Below are 23,409 nucleotides of genomic sequence, written 5' to 3'. Positions count from 1 at the left end.
ACGACGTACGGCCGGCCGGTTTCGGGAGGCCGACCGGCCGCGGATACGCAACGACGGTCGCAGAGCGCCGACGAGCCCGGCAATGGATTAAAGGACCCGCGAGTTGGACTAATCGATCACCGGGAGGCGGACGCGGCGCGGCCCGGGCGCACCCCGTTGCGCTGCCCCACCGACCGCAGCGCGCCCTCCAGCGCGAACGTGGCCGCGCCGAGGCACACCGGGTCGGTGGGGATGGGGGAGAGGACGATCTCGGCGGCGGCGAACGGCCGCCCGAGCGCATGCCGCCGGACGGCCTCGCGGACCTCGCCGAGCAGCGGCTCACCGAGCCTGCGGGCGACCCAGCTGCTGAGCACCACCAGTTCGGGGTTGAGCAGGTTGACCAGATTGGCGACACCGGCGCCGATGTACCGGGCCGTGTCGCGTACCACCTGGACCGCGACCGGGTCACCGGCCGCCACACCCCGCGCCAGCGCCTCGATCGTGGCCGTCTGGTCATCGGGGTGCAGCAGCGGGCTGTCCGGGCTCGACTCGCGCAGGTTCAGCATGATGCCGGGCGCGCCGACATAGGTCTCCACACAGCCGTGGTTTCCGCAGTGGCACGGCCGCCCGTCCAGGACGAGCGTGGTGTGCCCCCACTCCCCGGCGCTGTTGCTGACGCCCCGGTGCAGTCCGCCGCCGAGGGCGAGCCCGGCGCCGACCCCGGTGCCGAGGTTCACCACCACCGTGTCCCCGCGCCCGCGCGCCGCCCCGAACCACTGCTCGGCCACCGCGCAGGCGCGCAACGGATTGTCCAGGTGGAGCGGGTAGGCGATGTGTTCGGACAGCAGGTCGAGCAACGGCACGTCGTGCCAGTCCCAGTTGGGCGCGTACTCGGCGATGCCCGTGTCCCGCTCCACCTGCCCGGGCGCGCTCACCCCGACGCCCAGCACCCGCGCGCCCTCCACCCCGGCCTGCGCCACCACCGAGCCGACGGTGGCGGCGACATGGCTCACCACCTGCTCGGGCCGGTGCTCGCCGGGGCGCATGTCCTCCTCGGCGCGGGCCAGTACGTTCAGCGCGAGGTCGAACAGCTCCACATGGACGTACGTCTCCGCGATGTCGACGCCGATCAGCGCGCCCCCCGAGGCGTTGACCGCCACGAGTCCCCGGGGCCGGCCGCCCGCCGAGTCCTCGAAGCCGACCTCCGTGATCATCCGCAGGTCGAGCAGCTCGCCGACGAGCGTGGCGACCGTGGCCAGACTCAGCCCGGTGACGGACGCCAGCTCCTGCCGGGAGGTGGGAGACTCGGCGATGATGTGCCGCAGCACCTCGTAGCGGTTCGCGGTGCGGATGTCACGTGATGTGTGCTTCACACGGCGCAACGCTATGGGCTGCGGCAGGCTTTCGACAAGGTATTAGGAAAAGGGCTTTATTAAGTCCGTGAAATTGGTTTCCGTCACAGAGCCAGCGCATCGTGCACGAAGGGATTGGCGAACTTCCCCTCGGGGTCCAGGCTCCTGGCCAGCGCGCGGAAGTCGTCGAGGCGCGGGTAGCGGCGGCGGAGCACCTCGCCGGGGACGGTGTGCACCTTGCCCCAGTGCGGACGCGGCTCGAAGGGCGCCAGCGCCTCCTCCAGCCGGTGCACGGCGGGCAGTACGGCCGCCAGGTCGTCGACCCAGGTGAAGTGCAGGGCGACGGAGTCCCGGCCGTGGGCGGGGCTGAGCCACTGCGGATCGGCGGCGATCGTCCGCACCTCGCAGGTCAGCAGAACGGGGGCGACCGCCTGCCGGACGGCGTCGACCGCGTGCAGTGCCTCGACGGCCGCCGGCCTCGGCAGCAGGTACTCCGACTGCAGCTCGTCCCCGCTGCTCGGCGTGAACTCCGCCCGGAAGTGCGGCAGCCGCTCGTGCCAGGGCCCCGGCACCCCGAACTGCTCGGTGCAGTTGCCCGCCGGCATGCCCGGCACCGGGTGCATCGCCTCCGTCGCGGGCGCGGCCCAGCCGAAATCCACGGTGGCCCGGTCGGTGCGCCGCTTCACCCACACCTGACGGAAGCCCGGCTCCCGCCAGTCGGTGAACAGGCTCACGCTGTACCCGGCCCCGGACACGGCCGCGAAGTCCAGCCCCGCCAGCGGCAGCTCGACGTACACCGTCTGCGCGACCTCGTAGGCCGGTTCCAGGTCGAGGGTGAGCGCGGTGACGACCCCGAGCGCGCCCAGTGAGGTCACGGCACCCTCGAAGCGGGCGTCGCCGCGTGCGATCGTCGCCGTCGAACCGTCGGCGAGGACCAGTTCCACCTCCCGCACGGGCGCCGCGAGCGACCCGTTGGCCACCCCCGAGCCATGCGTGCCGGTGGCCACCGAACCGGCCACCGAGATGTGCGGCAGCGAGGCCATGTTGGGCAGCGCCAGACCGTACGCGTCGACCGCGCGGGCCAGTTCCGCGTACCGCACCCCGCCCGCGACCCGGACCGTACGGGCCGCCGTGTCCACCTCGATCACCGGCGGCAGCCCGGCGATCGAGACCAGCAGGCCCTGCGGACCAGGGTCGGCGATGCGGTTGAAGGAGTGCCCGCTGCCCAGCACCCGCACCCGCGTACCGCCCGCCACCAGCGACCGGAGCGCTTCGAGCGAGTCCGGGCGGTGGAACTCCTTGGCCGTGTACGTGATGTTGCGCGCCCAGTTGGTGACCGTCTGCGCCGGATCCGTCATCGCTGTCTTCCCATCCCTGTGCTCCCCGCTGCTCGTCCGCCGGAGAGTGCGTGTGCATTGACCCTCTCATTCGCCGAGACCTACGGTAGAGACCGGTTGCTATCCGCGCGTCACCGAGCCGGAAGGTCACTTCCTTGCCCGAGCGTCCCCAGGCAGTGTTCGCCATGACAGCCCAGAACGTGCCGCACATCTTCCCGCCGGAGGTGCTCGCACGACTGCGCGCGTGCGTAGAAATCGATCCCACTCTGGTGGTGGACGACTTCACCGATCCCCGGGCCCGGGAGACGCTCGCCCGCGCCGAGGTCCTCGTCACCGGCTGGGGCTGCCCGACCCTGAACGCGGCGGCCCTGGACGCGGCGCCCGCACTGCGCGCCGTGCTGCACGCGGCCGGCTCGGTCAAGGGCTTCACCACGCCCGAGGTGTGGAAGCGCGGCATCCTGGTCTCCTCGGCGGCCGCCGCCAACGCGCTGCCCGTCGCCGAGTACACCCTCGCGATGATCCTCCTCGCCGGAAAGGACGTCTTCGCCTTCCGCGACCTGCTGCGCACCCGGCGCACCTACCCCTACGGCGGCATCGTCCCCGGCATCGGCAACTTCCACCGCCGGGTGGGCGTCGTCGGCGCCTCCCGCATCGGCCGCCGCCTCATCGAACTCCTGCGCCCCCACGACCTGGTGGTGAGCCTCGCCGACCCCTACGTCGACGAGGCGGAGGCCGCACGGCTCGGCGTCCCGCTGCTGCCCCTTGACGAGCTGCTGCACACCTCGGACATCGTCACCGTGCACGCCCCGCAGACCCCCGAGACCCGCCGTCTCGTCGGCGCCCGCGAACTCGCCCTGATGCCCGACGGATCGGTACTGATCAACACCGCGCGCGGCTCGCTCGTCGACCACGACGCCCTGGTCGAGGAGCTGCGCACCGGCCGCCTGACCGCGATCCTCGACGTCACCGACCCCGAGCCGCTGCCCGCCGGCTCCCCACTCTTCGACCTCCCCAACGCGTACCTCACCCCGCACCTCGCCGGCTCGCAGGGCAACGAGCTGGCCAGGCTCGGGCTCACCGTCGTGACGGAGGCCGAACGGCTGCTGGCCGGCGACGGCCTGCGGTACGCGGTCGACCACTCGGTCCTCGAACGGGCCGCGTGACGGCCGTCTCGTAGGGTGACCTGAACACATGACGAAAGGGAGCCGAGCGGTGGCGAAGCGGACACAGCCGGCGCTGAACGGGGACGCCTCGACGGTACGGGACGTGGCCGCACGGGCCGGGGTCTCCGCGTCGACCGTCTCCCGGGTGCTGGGCGGCACCTACCCGGTGGCCGCCACCACCCGCGCCAAGGTCCTGAAGGCGATGCGCGAGCTGGACTACGTGGTCAACGCGCACGCCCGCGCGCTCGGCGGCGCCACCAACAAGACGGTCGCCTTCGTCGTCGACGACGTCACCGGCCCCTTCTACGCGCACATCGCCCGCGGGGTCGAGGAGCAGGCCTCGGCGGAGGGCCGGCTCTGCATGCTCTGCACCACGCACGGCGACCCGCGGCGCATCCTCGCCGTCGTCGAGACCATGCGGGAGCAGCGGGCGGACGCGGTGATCGTGGTGGGCGGCGCCCTGGAGGACAAGGCGTACCACGACCGGATGACCCACTTCGCGCACGCCCTGGACCGGGCGGGCTCCCGGCTCGTCCTGGTCGGCCGGCCACCGCTCGGCCCCGGCGTCCCGGCCACGGTCGTCGACTACGACAACGAGGGCGGCGCCTTCGCCCTCACCAGCCACCTCCTCTCCGGCGGTCACCGGCGCATCGCCTACCTCGGCCGCGTCCCAGGCCTCTCCACCAGCGCCCAGCGCATCGCCGGCTACACCCGCGCCCATGAACTCCTCGGCCTCACCCCCGACCCCGGCCTGATCACCGACGGTGTCTTCTCCCGCTCCTACGGCTACCAGGCGACCCGCGAACTCCTCACCTCCGGAAGGGAGTTCACGGCGGTCTTCGCCGCCACCGACATGATCGCCGCGGGCGTGATCCAGGCCCTGCGCGAGTCCGGCCGCCGTATCCCCGACGACATCGCGGTCGCCGGGTACGACGACATCCCGGTCGCCCGGGACGTCCACCCGACGCTCACCACGGTCCACGTGCCCCAGGAGGAACTGGGCCGCGCGGCGGTCCGCCTCGCCCTGCACCGCGACGACCTGCCGGACGGGCAGCACCTGGTGCTGGGGACACATGTGGTGCTGCGGGAGTCGACGCGGCGGGCCGGCGGCAGCTGAGGAAGAGTGACGAAACATCACTGACCAGGACGAATCGCACGACCTGAGGGGACCCGGCACGGCCGGCGAACGAGCGGGGGCATACCGTGAGGAGTCGAACGCCTGAGTCGGAAGGAGACACGGGATGGGCAGCCGTACCGCGCTGGTCGAGGATCTGATGGAGAGGTTCCCGCACGTACCGAGGGAAGCCGTCTTCAAGGAGGACCTGCTCCGGGGCGGTGTCGCCTTCGACCCGTCCGCCCTGAGCGACAACGAGAACGGCGAGGTCAAGCCGAAGTCGTACTTCATCTTCTCCTTCGACCACGGCACCCTGCCCGAGCTGGGCGAGGCCGCGCTGCGCCGGCCGCCGGAGGAGATCATCCTCACGGGCGGCCCGTATGACCTGCGCCGGACCGTCGTGTCCGTGCGCGTGAACCCCACCTCGCCGTACCGCGTGGCCGCCGACGAGGAGGGGCTGCTCGGGCTCTACCTCGACGGCAAGCGGATCGCCGACGTCGGGGTGCCGCCGATGCCGGAGTACTACCGGCACAAGCTCGCCAGCGGGAAGTCCGTGATGGAGGTCGCCCCGACCATCCAGTGGGGCTACCTGATCTACCTCACGGTCTTCCGGGTCTGCCAGTACTTCGGCGCCAAGGAGGAGTGCCAGTACTGCGACATCAACCACAACTGGCGACAGCACAAGGCCGCCGGCCGACCGTACACGGGAGTGAAGGACGTCGACGAGGTCCTGGAGGCCCTGGAGATCATCGACCGGTACGACACGGCGAAGACCTCCACCGCCTACACCCTCACCGGCGGCGCCATCACCTCCAAGCTCCAGGGCCGTGACGAGGCCGACTTCTACGGCATGTACGCCAAGGCCATCGAGGAGCACTTCCCGAACCGCTGGATCGGCAAGGTCGTCGCCCAGGCGCTGCCCAAGGACGACGTCCAGCGCTTCAAGGACTACGGCGTGCAGATCTACCACCCCAACTACGAGGTGTGGGACGAGTACCTGTTCAAGATGTACTGCCCGGGCAAGGAGCGCTACGTCGGCCGCGACGAGTGGCACAAGCGGATCCTCGACTCCGCCGACGTCTTCGGCGCGCGCAACGTGATCCCCAACTTCGTGGCCGGTGTGGAGATGGCCGAGCCGTTCGGGTTCAAGACGGTCGACGAGGCGATCGAGTCCACCACCGAGGGCCTGCGCTTCTTCATGTCGCACGGCATCACGCCCCGCTTCACCACCTGGTGCCCCGAGCCGACGACCCCGCTCGGCAAGGCCAATCCGCAGGGCGCCCCGCTGGAGTACCACATCCGCCTGCTCCAGGCCTACCGTCAGACGATGGAGGACTTCGGCCTGTCCTCGCCCCCCGGCTACGGCCCGCCCGGCCCCGGCAACGCCGTCTTCTCCGTCAGCTCCTTCATGGACAGTCTTCCGGCGGAGGAACCTACGAAGGTGTGACCCAAGGTGTACCCCCCGTGGGGGCTCCGGATACAGGAGGGCGTCAGGCGGACCGCCGACGCCCTTCCTGGCGTTCCAGGGGGCGTCGGCCGGGCTCCCCGCGCCTCCCTTCGCGGCGACCGCGCTTGCCTCCCGGGCATCGATATGCGAGAGACTGACGAGGACGCTGAGTCGGAACGCGGTTGCGGTGCGTATAGGAGCTCGGAGTTGTGGGCCACGGCGGACACGAACACGTTCTCCGCCCGGACCGCGACCACGGCCATGCACCCGCATCGGCCGTCAGCGCTCCTTTCGCCCGGTACGGTGACCGCGAGGATCCCGCGCGGTCGGCACACCCGGTGCGGGCGCTCGACGGGTGGGGGCGGGTGGTGGCCGAGGCGCGGTCGGGCAGCTGAGCACGGCGGTTGACATGACGCCGGGGGCCGGTGGTACGGGTGACACGGAGGATCCGTGGCACGACCACCGGTAACCGGTTTTGAATATGCCGCTTGTCAGTTGTGCAGGAGACGTGAAAAGCTCGGGTCCTGCCGCGAGGTTCCCCCCAACTCCATTGCCGATGTGGTGAGTTGACCTCGCTTTCGATGCAGGAGACCCATGCCCGACCTGCCGATCCCCCAGGACGCCGCCGAGGCAGCGCTGTTCTCCGAATGCTGGGACGCAGTGCTCTCCTACGCCGACCTGTGCACGTCCGGCTCTCTGACGGCCAATCAACTGGCCACCGAGGCCTTCGCCCTCGGTATGCGTGAGGCCCGTGACACGGATTTCACCCCCGTCCGCAGTCTCGGACGGCGCGCCGCCCGGCTGCCGATGATCCCGCTGTTGCTCACCGCCGTCCGCACCACTGCCTCCAGTTGGGAGGCCGAAGGTCTGGGCCACAAGCTCGACCCGGACCTCAGGCTGTGGCTCAACTCCGAGAAGGCCGCGCGTTTTACGGGTCCGCCGTTGCAGCGGCCCGTCGCCCTGCGCGGCCTGCGCGACATGCAGGAGGCGGACGCCTCACTGCTGTGGCTGGCCGAGGTGGAGGCGCTGCCGCTGCCCTCGGTGGCACGCCGGCTCGGCATCGACCCGGCCGTCGCCGCCCAGGAACTGGAGCAGGTGCGCGGCCTGTTCCGGGACCGCTGCCATCGCGCGCACCTCGACACGCCGATGGCCGCCGAGTGCCGCAGCTACGCCCGCCTCCTGGACGCGGTCACCCGGTCCGCCGGCGCCGACACGCCCGAGGACCTCTCCCGGCACCTCGCCACCTGTGTGCAGTGCGCCGAGGCCGCAGCCTGTCTGCGGCTGCACGGCGGCGGACTGCCCGCGGCGCTCGCCGGTGGGGTCATCGGCTGGGGCGGCCTCGCCTACCTGGAGCGCCGCCGCCGTGCGGCCGAGGTACGGCTCGGCGCGGGCCGCCCGGGCACCGGCGACCACGACGGCGGCGACCCCAAGGAGGGCACCGGCCGGGGCCGGGTGCTGCGCCACGGGCTGCTCGGCGCGGCGGTCATGATCTCGCTGGTGGCGCTCGGCGTGTCGATGATGCCGATGGGCGGCGGCTCCGGCGACGACACGGCCACCGCCTCGCACGACGACCGCCAGCCGGTCGCCGACCCCACCTCCGCGCCGTCCCCGTCCGCCGACCCTTCCGCGACCCCCACGGCCTCCGCCGCGCCGTCCTCCTCGGCCACCGCGGGCAAGCCGGTCGACAAGAACCCCGACCCGGAGCCCCAGGGCACCTCCAGCGCCACGGCGAGCACCGGCGGCAACTCCACCGCCTCCGCCGCTCCCGCTCCCTCGCCCACGGAACCCGCGGCGGCCACCTGCCAGGTCTCCTACGACCTGGTCAACCAGTGGACCGACGGCTTCCAGGCCACCGTCACCGTCACCACCACCCAGGCCCTGTCCGGCTGGCGGGTCCAGTGGTCCTTCCGGGACGGCCAGAAGGTCACCCAGATGTGGGACGCGAGCGTCAGCCAGAGCGGCGGCCGGGTCACCGCCGACTCCGCCGACTACAACCAGTCGGTCTCCGCGAACGGCACCCTGTCCTTCGGCTTCCTCGGCACCTGGAGCGGCAAGAACTCCTCGCCGTTCGCCTTCACGCTGAACGGCGGCTCCTGCTCGTCGAGTTGAGCCGGACAGGCGGTACGAACCGGCGGCCGGGCGGACCCAAGAGGGCGGGTCCACTCGGCCGCTGACCGTCTGTCAGAAGGTCGTGTCGGACAGGCATGTCAGACACGCACGTCAGACACCCCTGCCAGACCCCATGTCAGACCCGGTGTCAGACCCGGTGTCAGCACTGCGACTTGTAGAAGTACTTGCTGACCGACGGGTCGTTCATGTTGTCCTTCGTGATCGCCACCATGTTGGTGCCGATCGTCTTGCTCACCGATTTGCCCTCGAAGGCGTCGGCGAGCTGGTCCACCGCCTGCCGGCCGATCGCCGCCGGGTCCTGGGCGACCAGCACCTGGAGGGTGCCCGCCTTCAGCGCGGCGACCTCGTCGGGCTCGGCGTCGAACGCGGCCACCTTCACCTTGCCCTGCTTGCCGGCCTGCTTTAGCCCGGTGGCGATGCCCGTACCGGTGTTGGTGTTGCCCGCGAACGCACCGCCCAGGTCCGGGTGGGCGGCGAGCGTCGACTGGATCTGGGAGGCCGCGGTGGCCGGCAGGTCGTTGTCGTAGAGCGTCGGCAGCACCTTGATATTCGGGTACTTGCCCATCTCCTCGGTGAAGCCCTTGATCCGGGCGTCCGTCGTCGACACACCGGGTTTGACGCTGATGACGATGACCGAGCCCTTCTCGTTCATCAGCTTGGCCAGCGCGTCGGCGGCGACCCGGCCGCCCTTCTCGTTGTCCGACGAGATCCGGGTGATCCCGACGGAGTCGTCGCTCACCGTCGTGTCCACCAGCGCCACCTTGGTGCCCGCCGACTGGATCTGCTTGAGCGACGGGGTCAGCGCGCTGGTGTCCACCGGTGAGATCAGCAGCCCGTCGGGCCGGGCCGCAGCCACCGAGTCGAGGAGCGGGCGCTGCACCGACACGTCCCACTGCGCGGAACCGTCGGCCGTGAAGTCCATCCCCTTGGCCTTGGCCTCCTGCTGCGCGGCACAGGTCATGGTGATGTAGAAGGGGTCGCTCTTCACCCCCGTGATCAGCCGGACCTTCTTGCCCTTGGCGCCGCCCGAACTCCCCGAGCCGCCACCGTCGTCCGACGAACCGCATGCCGAGGCCGCGCCGAGGGCCAGCACCGTGCCCACCGCGACCAGCAACCCGCGCCTGCTGCGAATGCTCCCCATCACAGAGTTCTCCTTGTCCTACGCGAACGAGTTGTCCTGCGCGATCGAGTTGTCCTGTGCGATTCCGTGCCCCGCGATGCGGTCATGCCTGACGGCGTCATGCGCGTTCCCGGGTCTTCCTGCGCATCTGGTCGATGTAGACGGCCACGACCAGTACCACGCCCACCGCCACGTCCTGCCAGTACTGCTGGACGCCGATCACGATCAGCCCGGTGGTCAGCACCGCCGGAATGAACACACCGATCACCGTGCCCAGCACCGAACCCCGCCCACCGAACAGGCTGGTACCGCCCAGGACCACCGCGGTGATCACCTTGAGGTTGTCGGTGGAGTGCCCGGCGATCGACGTCGTGCCGTACGAGGCCAGCCACATCACCGCGCCCAGTCCGGCCAGCAGCCCCATCAGGCCGTACACCTTCACCAGATGCCGGCCCACCGGAATACCCGCCCGCCGTACCGCGGTCGGATTCGACCCGATGGCGAGGGTGTGGTCGCCGAACCGGGTGGCGGCCAGCACCGCGCCGAAGATCGCGGTCACCACGGCGGCCAGGATCACCATCCACGGGATGCCGAGCAGCTTGCCGAAGCCGAGGCTGTTCTGCAGATGCGTGGAGGCCGCGCCGGCCGGGTCCTGGCCGCCGGTGGCGAGTTCGGCGATCCCCAGCGCCGCGCCGAGCCCGCCCAGCGTCACGATCAGCGGCGGCACCTTGCCGCTGGCCACCACCACGCCCTGCAGCGCGCCCCAGGCCGTGCCCACGGCCAGCGCGATCACGACGCAGATCGCGACCGTGCCCCAGCCCGACGCCGGGCCGCCGTGATGGAGGTTGTACTCGCCCGCCGCCACCGCGGCCAGCACCAGCACCGACCCGATCGACAGGTCGATGCCCGCCGTGATGATCACGAACGTCATGCCGACGCCGAGCACCAGGTAGATGGCCGCGTTCACGGCGATCTGGGTGATGTCGTACGTGGTGAAGAACTTGCCCGGCGCCGCGATGGTGAAGAACACCACCAGCGCCAGGAGGATCACAAAGGTCCACAGTTCGTTGAGCGTTGCCGCGCGCCGGAGCCAGTCCGGCACCCCGGCACGGCTGCCGACGGCCACGGGGGCCTTCTCGCTCTCGGCCGTCATCGTGCGCCCTCCGCTTCCTTGCCCCCGTCCGGGCCGTCCAGCGACCCGGTCATCGCCCCGACGAGCTCCTCGATCGTGGTGTCCGCCGCGGTGTACGACGCGACGCGCCGGCCCAGCCGCAGCACCTCCACCCGGTCCGCGACCGACAGCACCTCGGGCATGTTGTGACTGATCAGAACCACGCAGATGCCCCGGTCGGCGACCCTGCGGACGGTCTCCAGGACCCGGGCGCGCTGGACCACCCCCAGGGCGGCGGTCGGCTCGTCCATGAAGATGACCTTGTTGGCGAAGGCGACCGCCCGAGCCACCGCGACGGACTGCCGCTGCCCGCCGGACAACGTTGTCACAGCAGCCGTCACATCCTTCAGTTCCACGCCGAGTTCGGCGAAGGCCTTGACCGCCTCCCGGCGCATCGCGGGCCGGTCGAGGACGCCGACCCGCCCGAGCAGGCCGCCGCGTACGATCTCCCGGCCGAGATAGAGGTTGGCCGCCGCGTCGAGATCCGGTGCGAGCGACAGATCCTGGTACACGGTCTCCACGCCCTGCCGCTGTGCGTCCATCGGCCCGGAGAACCGCACCGGCGCTCCGTCCAGGCGGACTTCGCCGGCGTCGGGGGAGAGGACGCCCGACAGGACGTTCACCAGAGTGGACTTGCCGGCGCCGTTGTCGCCGATGAGGGCGACGACCTCGCCGGGGTATGCCGTGAAATCGGCGCCCTGGAGCGCCTGGACGTGGCCGAAACGCTTGACCACGCCATGTGCGGTGAGCAGTGGTTCCCTTGCAGAGGCCATGTTGTGCCTTCTGGTTGGTATCGTTAACAGCTTGGCTGATTCTTGGGGCGCTCGCAGCGGGGTGTCAAGGGTGGTGCAGCCGTTCCCGGACCGTGTGGTCGGGCTCCCCAACTCCTCGTACTTGCACGTCTGTTGATATGCCGTCGAGTTGGTAACGTTAACGAGTCGACGCTCAAACGTGACGCAGGTGGAGGACGTGGCGTGGCAGCCACCCGGCCGACCATGAAGGACGTTGCCGCGGAAGCGGGCGTCAGCGCGATGACGGTGTCCCGGGTCGTCAACGGCGATGCGGCCGTCGCCCCGCGGACCGCGGCGCGGGTGGAGGCCGCGGTCCGCAAACTGGGCTACCAACGCGACGACGTGGCACGCCAGTTGCGCCGCGCCCACGAACTGAGCCAGACCATAGGGCTGTTGGTCGACGATGTCGCCGACCCCTTCATGGCCGCCGTCGCCTCCGCGGCCGAGGACGTCGCCCGGCAGCGCGGCAGCGTCATGCTCATCGGCTCCAGCCGCGCCGACCCGCGCCGGGAACGCGAGGTGATCGCCGCGTTCACCGCCCGCCGCGTCGACGGCCTGATGCTCACCCCGGCCGCCGGCAGCCACCGCTTCCTGCGCCCGGCCCAGGCACAGGGGACGAAGATCGTCTGCGTGGACCGGGCGGCACCCGGGCTGAACGTGGACGCCGTGGTGGTCGACAACTTCGGCGCGGTGCGGGAGGCGGTGGGCCGGCTGGTGGCACACGGCCACCGCAGGATCGGGTACATCGGCGAAACACCGCGGATCTGGACGTTCGGCGAACGCCGGCGGGGCTACCTGGCCGCGCTCGCGGCGGCCGGTGTCGCCGCCGACCCGGCGCTGATCGGCGACGGCCTGCGGCCGGGCCCGGAGGCGGCCAGGGCCGTCAACGCGATGCTGGCACTGCCCGACCCGCCCACCGCCCTGCTGGCCGGCAACGAGATCCTCGCCTTCAGCGCCCTCACCGTCCTCCCCGCCGGCCTCGCGTTCATCGCCTTCGACGACTTCGCACTCGCCGACCGGCTGACCCCGCCCGTCACCGTGATCGCCCAGGACCCGGTGGCACTCGCGACCAGCGCGGCACACCTGCTGTTCGCCCGGATCCACGGCGACGTCTCTCCACCGCGCACGGTGGTCATGCCGACCCGGCTGATCCAGCGGGGGTCGGGGGAGCTGCCGGGACCGTTCGCCACCTAGGGCCTGTCCGGCGGCCGGGCGGAATCCGGTGGCGGCGGGGCGGGCGGACCGCGTCCGGAGAGCCGCTGCCCGCCGGGTGAACGGCGAGCCGCGCGCCGGGGTCTCTCGTCACGGCGTTCGTCAGGCCGCTGCTCTCACACCCGGTCCGGAGCCCGGGCCGCCCTGGGCCGGTCGAGCCGGCGTGCCGTCGTCCACCGGGTCAGCATCACCAGCGCCGTGCCCAACGCCAGCCCCATGGTGGGCAGTACGGGAAGCCGGCCGTCGGGCGCGAAGCCCCGCACGGCAAAGCGGCCCAGAGCGGCGATGTCCACGGCCAGGCCGAGCCACAGCGGCCAGGCACGCTGCAGGCCGGCGGCCGGAGCGGTCCGTTCGTACAGCACGGCCAGCCCGCGTTCCAGGGGCCGGAGCGCGGACACGACGCCGGTCAGGACGAGGCCGAGCACCAGCAGCCACGGGATCCGCAGCCCCCACCACGCGGCGGACCCGAGGACCGGCTCGGGCGCGAGGCCGGTCAGGTAGAACACGGCGGCGACGACCAGCACCGGCAGCATGTGCCACAGATACAGGGTCATGCTGGCCGCCCCCACCGGGCGGACCACACGCCACACCCGCTCGCGGTCCAGCAGCCGCCGCACCGCAGGCGCGGCGAGGAGGCACAGCCCGACCTGGGCCACCACCCACGCCAGCATCGCGGCCGACGGCGGATCGGTGTTGCTGGGGTCCTGCCCGGTCACCAGGATCAGGCTGACCGGGAACGGCCCGAGGGCCACGAGCGCGGCAAAGGCCACCCCGCCGCCCGCCGCCATCACGACCGGCACGAGCCGGCGCCCGGTCAGCAGACCGTCCCGCCAGCAGAAGCCCAGCTGATAGGCGACACCCCACACGAGCACGTAGTCGAGCAGCCCCACATACGGCGCGTGCACCGTCACCACGAGCACGTCGGCTACCAGGCCAACCGCCCCCATCACCGGCGGGACGAGGAGCCCCCAGCGCCGGTGTGCCGCGTACATCAGCGGCGTCAGGGCGCTGAGCAGCAGATACACCGGCAGGAACCAGAATTGCATGGCCATCGCCCATCCCACCAGCGACAGCGTGCCCGCGTCCACGCCGGCCGTCGAACAGACACCCACGGCGAGCAGCACCAGACCGCTGTAGAGGCCCGTCGGCAGCAGCAGCCGCAGCGCCCGCCGCCCCAGCCACCCGGCGGCCGTCCCGCCCGCCGCCTGGGCACGCGGCCAGGAACCGCCCGCGGCATGGCCCCCGGCCAGGAAGAACAGCGGCATGATCTGGAACGCGAGCGTCAGCCACTGGGTCCAGGGAACGGTCGCCAACAGCTCCGGGGCGGTGATCTGTCCACCGGGCTCCCGGACCAGGGCTGTGATCAGCCAGTGGCCGAGGACCACCAGCACGATGGCCCACGCGCGCAGGAAGTCGACGTAGCGGTCTCTGCTCATGGGCCGTCATGCTGCCGCAGCCCCGGCGCCGTCGTGCCGGGAAGCCCATGCCGCAATCATTCCGTGCCCGGTACGACACCGTCCCCTGCACCGGCGACCGGGTCGCCGTGGAATCCGGCGGCAACCCTCGCCGTCGAGGCCGACCTCGGCACTGGCCCTACGCCGTGCCCCTAGGTGGCTGAGGTGCGGCGGCCGCCTCGGCGCCCGGAGTCGCGGCCGCCGGTGCCGGCAGCGCCGCCTGTGGCTCCGCCGGCCGCCGCTCGTCGGCGGGAACCGCGGGAGTCCTTGCCGGAGGCAGCGCCGGTCGCCGCCCCGGCCGCGGCCCGGCGGTCGGAACCGCGGCTGCCCGCGGCAACGGCACCACCCGTGGCCCCGGCGGTTCCCGCCCGGCGGACAGCACCGCGCCCACCGGTTCCGGAAGTGCCACCAGCCGGTGCCGCCCCGGCCGCGGCCCGGCGGTCCGAGCCCCGGCCGCCCGTCCCGGTGGCGGCACCCGTCGCCGCTCCGGGCTCGCCGCCGTTCCGGCGGCGGCCGGACCGCCTGCCGCGCCCGGTGCCGGCCTTCCGGTCCGGGCGGGATGCCGTCGGTGTCGCCGGCTGCGGGACCTCGATGACGACGGGCACGCCGGAAGGCTCGCGGGCTCGGGTGATGGTGACCAGCTCCGCGTCGCTGGACGTGATGCGGGCCGTCCGGGGGCGGATGCCCGCATCCGACATGAGCCGGGTGACGTCCCGTTTCTGGTCGGGCAGGACCAGTGTGACGACGCTGCCGGAGTCGCCGGCGCGGGCCGTGCGGCCGCCCCGGTGGAGGTAGTCCTTGTGGTCGGCGGGGGGATCGACGTTCACGACGAGGTCGAGGTCCTCGACATGTATGCCCCGGGCCGCGACGTTCGTCGCCACCAGCGCGGTGACCTGGCCGTTCTTGAACTGTTCCAGCGTCCGGTTCCGCTGCGGCTGGGAGCGGCCGCCGTGCAGTGCCGCCGCTCGGACGCCGACGGCCAGGAGCTGCTTGGCGAGCCGGTCGGCGGACCTCTTGCTGTCGAGGAAGAGGATGACCCGGCCGTCACGGGCGGCGATGCGCGTGGTGACGGCCTTCTTGTCGGTCTCGTCCTGGACGTGGAGCACGTGGTGCTCCATGGTGGTCACCGCCCCCGCGGACGGGTCCACGGAGTGCACCACGGGGTCGGTCAGGAACCGCTGCACCAGGCGGTCGATGTTGCGGTCCAGGGTGGCCGAGAAGAGCAAGCGCTGTCCGTCGGGCCGCGCTTGCTGGATCAGCTTGGTGATCTGCGGCAGGAAGCCCATGTCGGTCATCTGGTCGGCTTCGTCCAGCACCGTGATGCGTACGCTGCCGAGCGCACAGTCCCCGCGTTCCACGAGGTCGTTGAGCCTGCCGGGAGTCGCCACGAGTACTTCGGCGCCGCGCCGGAGCACACCGGCCTGCTTGGTGATGGACAGCCCGCCGACCACGGTGGCCAGCCGGAGGTTCACGGCGGTCGCGTAGGGGGTCAGCGCGTCCGTCACCTGCTGGGCGAGTTCGCGGGTGGGTACCAGCACGAGGGCGAGGGGCGCCTTGGGCTCCGCGCGCAGTCCGGCCGTGCGGGCCAGGAGCGCGAGACCGAACGCGAGGGTCTTGCCGGAGCCGGTGCGCCCCCGTCCCAGCAGGTCACGGCCGGCAAGCGAGTTGGGCAGCGTGGCGGCCTGGATGGGGAAAGGGATGGTGAGGCCTTGCGCGGTCAGGGTCTTCAGCAGTCCCGCCGGCATGTCCAGCTCGGCGAAGTCCTCGACTGCGGGAAGTGCGGGTGTCGTGCTTTCCGGCAGCCGGAATTCCCTCGGTGAGGACGCGGGCGGTGTAGGGGACGAAGCGCGCCGGTTCGGTTTCTGGGGCCTGCGGGGCATACAGCTTTCTGCCTTCCTGGAAACAGCACAAACCGGGGTCCGCACCATGTCGGTGCCGACCCCGGTCAGGGGATACGCGTCCGGCGATCAGGCGGGGACGATGTTCTCCGCCTGCGGGCCCTTCTGGCCCTGCGTGACGTCGAAGGAGACCCGCTGGCCCTCCTGGAGCTCACGGAAGCCCTGGGACGCGATGTTCGAGTAGTGGGCGAAGACGTCGGGGCCGCCGCCGTCCTGCTCGATGAAGCCGAAACCCTTTTCGGCGTTGAACCACTTCACGGTTCCCTGTGCCATGACCTTCTCCGTTCCGTAGGCAGAGGCCCCATCCGGAGATGCCGGAAAACAAATAATGCGCCTGCAGGAGATACATTCCCGTCAGGCGCACATAGGCTTATGGGTACCACAACTGCAACGTAAGCAGTCTAGCACGACTCGGCGGCACGTCGACGTGGATCATCGCCGGGAGCCCCGGCGCTTGTCAGAGCTTCCCGCCGATCTCACAGGCCCGGCACGGCGGTCGGCCGCAGGTGCACTGCATGATGGCGTCGAGGACCTGGCGGTCGTGGTAGAGGCACTCGTCCTTGCAGGTGTGGCGCGGGATGAATCCTGCCGGGATCTCGCCGGGCCACGGCTCGTGGCCGTCCCGGCAGCGGACGAACCGCTCGGGGTCGGTGGAGTGCAGTTCGTGCATGCTCGACCGCGCCTCGTCCTCCAGCTCCCGCACCCGCTCCACCAGAGCCTTGAGCTCGGCGGCGATGCCGGAGTACCGGTCGGCGCCGGTCCGTACGTGCGCGGCCCGCAGCGCCATCGCTGCGTTGCCCAAAAACCTGCCGGCATCCTGAAGGTCGGTCACGTGGTGCATCTGAATGCCGGTCACGCCCCGGACCCACACTGCGTCCATGCTCACTGATCCACCTTCCCGGCGTCCGCCTGGTTTTCTTACGAGAGATTACCCGCGGCGCCGGTATCCCTGTATGTGGAAAACAATCTATTTATGGACGCTAAGGGTTTCGCCTGTGCCCGTCCAGTAAACCGTGGGTGAATCGGCTCACAGCCGGATTGGTGGATCTTCTATTCGATCTGCCGCTGATTTCTTGTCCGTCGGACGTCACCCCCGCCCGTGCCGGTCATCCGGCGACCGTGTAGGAGCTCGCTCCCGTCCCGGCGAGCCCACCGCCCTCGACGATCAGGTACTCCGGGCGGATGGGACGGCCGTCGAGCCAGCACTCCAGGATCTCCCGCGCACCGGCCGCGTAGCGTGCCTGCGCCGAGAGGGTCGACCCGGACACGTGCGGCGTCATCGCCTCGTAGGGCATGGTGCGCCAGGGATGGTCGGGCGGTGGCGGCTGCGGGTACCAGACGTCACCGGCGTAACCGGCCAGTTGTCCGCTGTTGAGGGCCCGCACCACGGAATCCCGGTTGACGATGAGCGCCCGTGCGGTGTTGACGATGTACGAACCGCGCTTCATGGCCCCGATCAGTTCGTCGTCGAAGAGGTTCTGTGTCTGTGGATGCAGCGGAGTGTGGATCGAGAGCACGTCGACGGAGGAGGCCAGCGAACGGGCGTCGGGATGCCAGGTCAGCTCCAGCTCCTCCTCGACCTCCTTGTCCAGCCGGTGCACGTCGCAGTAGTGCAGCGTGACGTCGAACGGCTTGAGGCGGCGCAGTACCGCCTGGCCGATGCGGCCGGACCCGAGGACGCCGACGTCCATGCCTTCGAGGTCGTAGGCGCGCGAGACGCTGTCGGCGATGTTCCAGCCCTTCTTGGCGGTCACCCACTCGTGAGCCGGCATGTAGTTGTGCACCAGGGTGAGAATCTGCATCACGGCGTGCTCCGACACGCTGATGCTGTTGCTGAACGTCACCTCGGCCACGGTCATGCCGTGGTCGATGGCGCTCGGCAGGTCGACGTGGTCCGACCCGATCCCCGCGGTGATCGCGAGTCTGAGCCGGGGGGCCGCGGCGATGCGTTCGGCGGTCAGGTAGGCGGGCCAGAACGGCTGCGAGACGACCACGTCGGTGTCGGGAAGCTCGCGGTCCAGGGTGGAGTCCGCCCCTTCCTTGTCGCTCGTGACGACGAGGGTGTGCCCCTGGCCCTCCAGGAACCGGCGCAGCCCCAGTTCTCCTGAGACGCAGCCGAGGAGGTGCCCCGGGGTGAAATCGATGGCCTGCGGGGTCGGCGCGGTCTGACCGCCCGGATAGCCGCTGATGGTGGGGATCTCGTCGCGGGCGTAGTCGGGAGGATAACCGCCCACGGGGTCCGGGTAGAGCACCGCAAGGATTTTCGCCATGGCCGTCCTCCATCGGTGGGGCCATTGCTCCTGTGAACAGGTAGGGCACCGGCAAGCGGGTAACACCGATGATCTTGAATTTTAGTCGAGTGCGCGCCGGCACTGCAATCCCCTGGGATAATGGGGAGGTGTTCCGGTGCACAGGGATGCGGCTATTTCGATGTGGCTTTTGACAGGAGTTCGGGAGCCGTTCCGCGTACGTGTGCGTGGGGGCGTCCTGGCGGCGGTCGCGCTCGGCGGTCTGCTGGGCGGGACGGCCCGTTACGCACTGGTGCTGGCCTTCCCCGCCCCGGGGGCGGCGTTCCCGTGGACGACGTTCGCCGTCAACGTGTCCGGGGCGTTCGTGCTGGCGGTGCTGCTCGTGTATGTGCTCGAGATCTGGCCGCCGACCCGGTACGTGCGGCCGTTCGCCGCCGTCGGCTTCCTCGGCGCCTTCACCACCTTCTCGACCTGGATGGTCGACACCGATCGCCTGCTGGGTCACGGCCACTACGCGGCCGCGGCGTTGAACATTTTCGGGAGCCTCTTCGCCGGCCTGGCCGCCACCGTTCTGGGCCTGGTCATCGGCAGGCTGACAGGCGCCCGGCGCATTCGGCTCGACGCGCGACGCGGGCGCGCCCGCCGGCACGGCTGGTGGGTACGGTGATCACCCTGCTCGCCGTCGCTGCGGCGGCCGCCGTCGGGGCGGTCGCGCGTTACGTACTCGGCCAGTACGTGCAGTACCGCAGCCCGGGCGTGTTCCCGCGCGGCACCTGGCTGATCAACGTGACCGGCTCTTTCGTGCTGGGGCTGCTGGTGGGTCTCGGCGCACGGCACGCACTGCCGGAGCAGGTCGTGGTCATTGCCGGTGTCGGTTTCTGCGGTGCCTATACGACATTCTCCACATTCAGTTACGAGTTGATCCACCTGTGTGAGATAGGGCAGGTCGGCAAAGCCCTGCTGTATGCCGTTTCGAGTATTGCGGTGGGTCTTGCGGCAGCAGCGGCGGCGCTCGCCATCGGGTCGTCATGAGAAGGTCCACGCCCGGTCGTCCGGAACTTGACACCGGGATTTACGAGACGTCTCCTTGAAGGTAGGAAATGCGCTGTGGCGTGCGCCAGTCGGTGTGCATCGCGCGCACTCGGGTCTGGCAGCGTCCACCGGCATCCGGAGGCTGCTGATGGCAACCTATGAATACCTTTGCAGCCGATGCGGGCCCTTCGATGTGAAGTTGGCGATCGGGACGGCACCCAAGGCGTATGGCTGCCCTGTTTGCACAGGCGCTGCCAGACGTGTGTACTCGTCGCCCGGCCTTACGCAGACCTCGCACGCGGTCGCGGCCCTCCATGTCCTGGAGGAGCAGGCGCGTGAGGCCCCGGCAGTGGTCTCCCAATTGCCGCGCCGCAGAAGGTCGCACCCGCACCCGGCGCTCTCGCGGCTGCCGCGTCTCTGAAGGCGGTGGTCGGCAAGGCAGAACGTCTCATGCGGGTTTCGGCATCGGAACACGAAGTCGTTCCCGCAGCGGTGTGCGGAATGCGGAATCACGCAACGCGGGCCGGGAGCCGAGCCGTATCCTCGGCAGCTCCTCGGCGGCCCTGGCGCCACGCGATTCCACTCCCCACGCGGACTTAGGAGGTGTGTCCCCGTGGGAAACGTGGGACTGCTCTTCGTCGGTGCGGTGCTCTTCATGAACGGATTGCTGCTGCTCGGGAAGGTCGATGCCCGAGCGGGAGCGGTGTTCAACCTTTTCATAGGCGCACTGCAGGTACTGACGCCGACTTACCTCATCTTCACCGCCAACGATGACCCCATGAAGATCCTGGCGGCATCCGGCATCTACCTCTTCGGCTTCACCTACCTCTATGTAGGTGTCGGCCTGCTCGCCGGTCTCGACAGCACGGGCGTCGGCTACTACTCGCTGTTCGTGGCAATTGTCGCCCTGGGATACTCGTACGCCAATTTCCGGCTCCTCAAGGACTACCCCTTCGGGGTCATCTGGCTCTACTGGGCCTACCTGTGGTTCCTGTTCTTCCTGCTGCTCGGTCTCAAGAAGGACGACCTCAAGGTCTATACCGGTTGGGTCACGGCGATCGAAGGCTGGGTCACCGGTGTGATTCCCGCCGCGCTGCTGCTCTCCGGCTACTGGAAGCACCCCACCGAGATCGCCATCGCGCTGGCGGTCTTCGGCGTCGTGGCATTCGCGGGGCTGTGGCCGCGCACTCATAGAAAGCCCCGGCCGTCCTCGGCTGCCCCACGGGCCGGAGGCGTGGGCGCGCCGACGTGACCGGATCAGAAACGAGGAGTTCTCATGCCTGAGATTGTCTTCAGTGTGGACCAAAGCAAGTCGATGCGTGACCAGGCCGTGCCCGGCCACAACAGGTGGCACCCGGACATCCCCACCGTCGCCATGGTGAAGCCGGGAGCGGAGTTCCGCATGGAGTGCCGCGACTGGACCGACTGCCAGGTCGGAAACAACGACACCGCCAACGACGTGCGCGACATCGACTTGACCATCCCTCACATGCTCAGCGGCCCGATAGGCGTGGAGGGCGCCGAACCCGGTGACCTGCTCGTCGTCGACATCCTCGACCTCGGTCCCGTGCCGCAGCAGACCGGGGACGCGGCAGGTCAGGGCTGGGGTTACACCGGCATCTTCGCCAAGGCCAACGGCGGAGGCTTCCTGACCGACTACTTCCCGGACGCCTACAAAGCGGTATGGGACTTCCACGGACAGCAGGCGGTCTCCCGCCACCTTCCCGGGATCCGCTTCACCGGGATCACCCACCCCGGGCTGTTCGGAACCGCCCCGTCCACCGAGATGCTCGCCCGCTGGAACGCCCGCGAGCAGGCGCTGATCGACACGGACCCCAACCGGGTTCCGCCGCTGGCCGTACCTCCGGACAGCACCAACGCACTCGCCGGCACGGCCACCGGAGACCTTGCCAAGCGCATCGCGGCGGAAGGCGCACGCACGGTGCCGGCGCGCGAGAACGGAGGCAACCACGACATCAAGAACTTCACCCGCGGATCGAGAGTCTTCTACCCCGTACACGTCAAGGACGCGAAGCTGTCCGGAGGCGACCTGCACTTCAGCCAGGGCGACGGAGAGATCACCTTCTGCGGCGCCATCGAGATGGGCGGGTTCATCGACTTCCACGTCGACCTGATCAAGGGCGGCATGGAGACGTACGGCATCTCCACCAACCCCGTGTTCATTCCGGGCAACGTCGAGCCGAGGTACACGGAGTTCCTCACCTTCATCGGGATCTCCGTCGACCACGACACGGACACGAACTACTACCTGGACGCGACGCTGGCCTACCGCCGGGCCTGCCTCAACGCCGTCGAGTACTTCAAGAAGTTCGGCTACAGCGGAGAGCAGGCCTACCTGCTGCTCGGCTCCTCCCCGATAGAGGGACGTATCAGCGGCATCGTCGACATCCCCAACGCCTGCTGCTCGCTGTACGTACCTACCGCGATGTTCGACTTCGAGGTCCGTCCCAGCGCGGCCGGACCGATGAAGGCCGACCGAGGCGAGTGCGCGGTGGCCACCGCCTGACGGGACGCGGTTAATCGCTGGCGCCGTGCCCGGGGACGAGGCTACGGTTTCCTCGTTCCTGGGCACGGTCGTGTTCCGTTCCCGAGGGACCCGAGGGAACGGCGTTGGTTCGTTGAGGAATCAGGAGGTGAGGACATTGATGACTGTCACGGTGGCGGGTGCTGCCCGCATTCAGGAGTTCATCATCGTTTCCACCCCTGTGGTCTCCGGCTGACACCCACACATCTTCCGCGCGCCGAGCGCGCCGCCGGGGCCACCCTTCGAAGGGTTTCCCTTGTTCCACACTTCGCTCAACACCTCCGCCACTACTGACGGCCGGCACGCCCTCGCTTCCTACGGGTGGGACGAAGGCTGGACCGCCGAGTTCGCTCCGCACGCCGAGCAGGGTCTGCTGCCCGGCCGTGTTGTGCGGGTCGACCGTGGGCAGTGCGATGTCATCACGTCGGCAGGCGTCATTCGTGCCGATACCGAGTTCGTCGTACCCCGTGACCCGATGAAGGTGGTGTGCACGGGGGACTGGGTCGCCGTCGACCCTGACGGCAGCGATCCGCGGTACGTGCGGACACTGCTGCCACGCCGTACCGCCTTCGTGCGCTCCACCTCCTCCAAGCGGTCCGAGGGGCAGATCCTCGCGGCCAACGTCGACCACGCGATCATCGCGGTGTCCCTCGCCGTCGAACTCGACCTCGGCCGCGTCGAACGGTTCCTGGCGCTCTCCTGGGAGTCCGGGGCCCAGCCGGTCGTCGTGCTCACCAAGGCCGACCTGGTCCCGGACCCGGTGACGCTCGCGCATCTGGTCCAGGACGTCGAGACGAGCGCGCCCGGCGTGCCGGTCCTCACCGTCAGCGCGATGGCGGGGGACGGCCTGGACGTCCTTGCCAGCCTCGTCCGCTCCGGTACGTCCGTACTGCTCGGCCAGTCCGGCGCGGGCAAGTCCACCCTCGCCAACGCGCTGGTCGGCGAGGACGTCATGGACGTCCGGGCCGCCCGGGACGTCGACGGCAAGGGACGCCACACCACGACCACCCGCAACCTGCTGGCGCTGCCGGGCGGGGGCGTGCTGATCGACACGCCCGGGTTGCGCGGCGTGGGCCTGTTCGACGCCGGGACCGGGGTCGGGCAGGTGTTCTCCGAGATCGAGGAGTTGGCCAAGGGGTGCCGGTTCTCCGACTGCGGGCACGAGAGCGAACCGGGCTGTGCGGTGCGCCTCGCGGTGGAGACCGGGGAGCTGCCCGTGCGCCGGCTGGAGAGCTACCGCAAGCTGATGCGGGAGAACCAGTGGATCGTCGCGAAGACGGACGCACGGCTCCGGTCCGAGATCAAGAAGGACTGGAAGAAGAGGGGGGCGGAGGGAAAGGCGGCGATGGAGGCGAAGCGGGGGCGGTGGCAGTAGCACCACGTCCGTTTTCCGCCAGACCCACCCCTTCCGCATC

At 70.2% G+C, this 23,409-nt stretch carries 21 protein-coding genes; 11 read left to right on the top strand and 10 right to left on the bottom strand.

Annotation, left to right across the window (positions count from 1 at the left end; translation table 11 throughout):
* Positions 1 to 116 precede the first annotated feature (116 nt).
* Positions 117 to 1,352: an ROK family transcriptional regulator gene (locus ACGFZQ_RS16330; RefSeq protein WP_393840934.1), complete on the bottom strand. Its 1,236-nt coding sequence runs from the start codon at positions 1,350 to 1,352 to the stop codon at positions 117 to 119.
* A gap of 83 nt (positions 1,353 to 1,435) precedes the next feature.
* Positions 1,436 to 2,689 carry an FAD-binding protein gene (locus tag ACGFZQ_RS16325; RefSeq protein ID WP_393840933.1) on the bottom strand — a complete coding sequence of 418 codons (1,254 nt, stop codon included), beginning with the start codon at positions 2,687 to 2,689 and terminating at the stop codon, positions 1,436 to 1,438.
* 134 nt (positions 2,690 to 2,823) lie between these two features.
* Here ACGFZQ_RS16325 and ACGFZQ_RS16320 point away from each other — a divergent pair, with 134 nt between their 5' ends.
* From ACGFZQ_RS16320 to ACGFZQ_RS16305, 4 genes are all read left to right on the top strand, one after another.
* Positions 2,824 to 3,831: a hydroxyacid dehydrogenase gene (locus ACGFZQ_RS16320; RefSeq protein ID WP_393840932.1), complete on the top strand. Its 1,008-nt coding sequence runs from the start codon at positions 2,824 to 2,826 to the stop codon at positions 3,829 to 3,831.
* A gap of 49 nt (positions 3,832 to 3,880) precedes the next feature.
* Positions 3,881 to 4,948 carry a LacI family DNA-binding transcriptional regulator gene (locus tag ACGFZQ_RS16315; protein ID WP_393840931.1) on the top strand — a complete coding sequence of 356 codons (1,068 nt, stop codon included), beginning with the start codon at positions 3,881 to 3,883 and terminating at the stop codon, positions 4,946 to 4,948.
* A 124-nt stretch (positions 4,949 to 5,072) separates the two neighbouring features.
* Positions 5,073 to 6,392, top strand: a complete 1,320-nt coding sequence (locus ACGFZQ_RS16310) for a radical SAM protein (RefSeq protein ID WP_351697422.1) — start codon at positions 5,073 to 5,075, stop codon at positions 6,390 to 6,392.
* Positions 6,393 to 6,986: 594 nt separating this feature from the next.
* The gene (locus tag ACGFZQ_RS16305; RefSeq protein ID WP_393840930.1) at positions 6,987 to 8,501 is read left to right on the top strand and encodes a cellulose binding domain-containing protein; all 1,515 of its coding nucleotides are present in this window, start codon (positions 6,987 to 6,989) and stop codon (positions 8,499 to 8,501) included.
* A gap of 160 nt (positions 8,502 to 8,661) precedes the next feature.
* On the opposite strand, the gene ACGFZQ_RS16300 is transcribed toward ACGFZQ_RS16305, so the two are convergent.
* The 3 genes from ACGFZQ_RS16300 to ACGFZQ_RS16290 all read right to left on the bottom strand — a co-directional run bounded on the left by ACGFZQ_RS16300 (position 8,662) and on the right by ACGFZQ_RS16290 (position 11,586).
* Entirely contained in the window at positions 8,662 to 9,663 is a 1,002-nt protein-coding gene (locus ACGFZQ_RS16300) for an ABC transporter substrate-binding protein (RefSeq protein ID WP_351729374.1), read from the bottom strand.
* Between the two features lie 97 nt (positions 9,664 to 9,760).
* Entirely contained in the window at positions 9,761 to 10,795 is a 1,035-nt protein-coding gene (locus ACGFZQ_RS16295; protein ID WP_362566015.1) for an ABC transporter permease, read from the bottom strand.
* Positions 10,792 to 11,586: an ATP-binding cassette domain-containing protein gene (locus ACGFZQ_RS16290; RefSeq protein ID WP_393840929.1), complete on the bottom strand. Its 795-nt coding sequence runs from the start codon at positions 11,584 to 11,586 to the stop codon at positions 10,792 to 10,794. The genes ACGFZQ_RS16295 and ACGFZQ_RS16290 overlap by 4 nt, the downstream gene beginning before the upstream one ends.
* A gap of 201 nt (positions 11,587 to 11,787) precedes the next feature.
* Between ACGFZQ_RS16290 and ACGFZQ_RS16285 the strand changes: the two genes are divergently transcribed.
* A complete protein-coding gene (locus ACGFZQ_RS16285; protein ID WP_393840928.1) occupies positions 11,788 to 12,798 on the top strand; it encodes a LacI family DNA-binding transcriptional regulator in 1,011 nt (336 codons plus the stop codon).
* Positions 12,799 to 12,932: 134 nt separating this feature from the next.
* On the opposite strand, the gene ACGFZQ_RS16280 is transcribed toward ACGFZQ_RS16285, so the two are convergent.
* The 5 genes from ACGFZQ_RS16280 to ACGFZQ_RS16260 form a co-directional block, all read right to left on the bottom strand.
* Positions 12,933 to 14,252: an acyltransferase gene (locus tag ACGFZQ_RS16280; RefSeq protein ID WP_393840927.1), complete on the bottom strand. Its 1,320-nt coding sequence runs from the start codon at positions 14,250 to 14,252 to the stop codon at positions 12,933 to 12,935.
* A 170-nt stretch (positions 14,253 to 14,422) separates the two neighbouring features.
* Entirely contained in the window at positions 14,423 to 16,150 is a 1,728-nt protein-coding gene (locus tag ACGFZQ_RS16275; RefSeq protein ID WP_393840926.1) for a DEAD/DEAH box helicase, read from the bottom strand.
* An 87-nt stretch (positions 16,151 to 16,237) separates the two neighbouring features.
* Positions 16,238 to 16,441 carry a cold-shock protein gene (locus ACGFZQ_RS16270; protein WP_351697444.1) on the bottom strand — a complete coding sequence of 68 codons (204 nt, stop codon included), beginning with the start codon at positions 16,439 to 16,441 and terminating at the stop codon, positions 16,238 to 16,240.
* Positions 16,442 to 16,625: 184 nt separating this feature from the next.
* Positions 16,626 to 17,048 (bottom strand): hypothetical protein, encoded by a 423-nt coding sequence (locus ACGFZQ_RS16265; protein WP_393841196.1) that lies wholly within the window; start codon positions 17,046 to 17,048, stop codon positions 16,626 to 16,628.
* A 226-nt stretch (positions 17,049 to 17,274) separates the two neighbouring features.
* Entirely contained in the window at positions 17,275 to 18,438 is a 1,164-nt protein-coding gene (locus ACGFZQ_RS16260) for an NAD-dependent formate dehydrogenase (RefSeq protein ID WP_393840925.1), read from the bottom strand.
* 202 nt (positions 18,439 to 18,640) lie between these two features.
* Here ACGFZQ_RS16260 and ACGFZQ_RS16255 point away from each other — a divergent pair, with 202 nt between their 5' ends.
* The 6 genes from ACGFZQ_RS16255 to rsgA all read left to right on the top strand — a co-directional run bounded on the left by ACGFZQ_RS16255 (position 18,641) and on the right by rsgA (position 23,369).
* A complete protein-coding gene (locus ACGFZQ_RS16255) occupies positions 18,641 to 19,084 on the top strand; it encodes a fluoride efflux transporter FluC (protein WP_393840924.1) in 444 nt (147 codons plus the stop codon).
* Positions 19,081 to 19,449, top strand: a complete 369-nt coding sequence (crcB, locus tag ACGFZQ_RS16250) for a fluoride efflux transporter CrcB (RefSeq protein WP_393840923.1) — start codon at positions 19,081 to 19,083, stop codon at positions 19,447 to 19,449. Before ACGFZQ_RS16255 ends, crcB begins: the two co-directional genes overlap by 4 nt.
* Positions 19,450 to 19,597: 148 nt before the next feature.
* Positions 19,598 to 19,870, top strand: a complete 273-nt coding sequence (locus ACGFZQ_RS16245; RefSeq protein WP_351729404.1) for an FmdB family zinc ribbon protein — start codon at positions 19,598 to 19,600, stop codon at positions 19,868 to 19,870.
* A gap of 192 nt (positions 19,871 to 20,062) precedes the next feature.
* Positions 20,063 to 20,701 (top strand): AmiS/UreI family transporter, encoded by a 639-nt coding sequence (locus tag ACGFZQ_RS16240; RefSeq protein ID WP_393840922.1) that lies wholly within the window; start codon positions 20,063 to 20,065, stop codon positions 20,699 to 20,701.
* Positions 20,702 to 20,725: 24 nt separating this feature from the next.
* Positions 20,726 to 21,976, top strand: coding sequence for a formamidase (gene fmdA, locus ACGFZQ_RS16235; protein WP_393840921.1), 1,251 nt, complete (start codon positions 20,726 to 20,728; stop codon positions 21,974 to 21,976).
* 274 nt (positions 21,977 to 22,250) lie between these two features.
* On the top strand, positions 22,251 to 23,369 hold the full coding sequence (gene rsgA, locus ACGFZQ_RS16230) for a ribosome small subunit-dependent GTPase A (RefSeq protein ID WP_393840920.1): 1,119 nt from the start codon (positions 22,251 to 22,253) through the stop codon (positions 23,367 to 23,369).
* The last annotated feature ends 40 nt before the right edge of the window (positions 23,370 to 23,409 follow it).

Origin of the sequence: Streptomyces sp. NPDC048254 (genome assembly GCF_043201895.1) — a bacterium.
In the GTDB taxonomy this organism is placed as follows: Bacteria; Actinomycetota; Actinomycetes; order Streptomycetales; family Streptomycetaceae; genus Streptomyces.
The sequence above is the reverse complement of the archived record's forward strand: the minus strand, read 5'-3'. Positions and strand labels throughout refer to the sequence as shown.

What these genes read in the sequence shown, in the direction of transcription:
- fmdA (WP_393840921.1), top strand. Translation starts at nt 20,726, where the DNA reads ATGCCTGAGATTGTCTTCAGTGTGGACCAAAGCAAGTCGATGCGTGAC.
- ACGFZQ_RS16260 (WP_393840925.1), bottom strand. Translation starts at nt 18,438, where the DNA reads ATGGCGAAAATCCTTGCGGTGCTCTACCCGGACCCCGTGGGCGGTTAT.
- ACGFZQ_RS16310 (WP_351697422.1), top strand. Translation starts at nt 5,073, where the DNA reads ATGGGCAGCCGTACCGCGCTGGTCGAGGATCTGATGGAGAGGTTCCCG.
- ACGFZQ_RS16265 (WP_393841196.1), bottom strand. Translation starts at nt 17,048, where the DNA reads ATGGACGCAGTGTGGGTCCGGGGCGTGACCGGCATTCAGATGCACCAC.
- ACGFZQ_RS16305 (WP_393840930.1), top strand. Translation starts at nt 6,987, where the DNA reads ATGCCCGACCTGCCGATCCCCCAGGACGCCGCCGAGGCAGCGCTGTTC.
- ACGFZQ_RS16295 (WP_362566015.1), bottom strand. Translation starts at nt 10,795, where the DNA reads ATGACGGCCGAGAGCGAGAAGGCCCCCGTGGCCGTCGGCAGCCGTGCC.
- ACGFZQ_RS16270 (WP_351697444.1), bottom strand. Translation starts at nt 16,441, where the DNA reads ATGGCACAGGGAACCGTGAAGTGGTTCAACGCCGAAAAGGGTTTCGGC.
- ACGFZQ_RS16325 (WP_393840933.1), bottom strand. Translation starts at nt 2,689, where the DNA reads ATGACGGATCCGGCGCAGACGGTCACCAACTGGGCGCGCAACATCACG.
- ACGFZQ_RS16275 (WP_393840926.1), bottom strand. Translation starts at nt 16,150, where the DNA reads ATGCCCCGCAGGCCCCAGAAACCGAACCGGCGCGCTTCGTCCCCTACA.
- ACGFZQ_RS16280 (WP_393840927.1), bottom strand. Translation starts at nt 14,252, where the DNA reads ATGAGCAGAGACCGCTACGTCGACTTCCTGCGCGCGTGGGCCATCGTG.
- ACGFZQ_RS16245 (WP_351729404.1), top strand. Translation starts at nt 19,598, where the DNA reads ATGGCAACCTATGAATACCTTTGCAGCCGATGCGGGCCCTTCGATGTG.
- ACGFZQ_RS16300 (WP_351729374.1), bottom strand. Translation starts at nt 9,663, where the DNA reads ATGGGGAGCATTCGCAGCAGGCGCGGGTTGCTGGTCGCGGTGGGCACG.
- ACGFZQ_RS16290 (WP_393840929.1), bottom strand. Translation starts at nt 11,586, where the DNA reads ATGGCCTCTGCAAGGGAACCACTGCTCACCGCACATGGCGTGGTCAAG.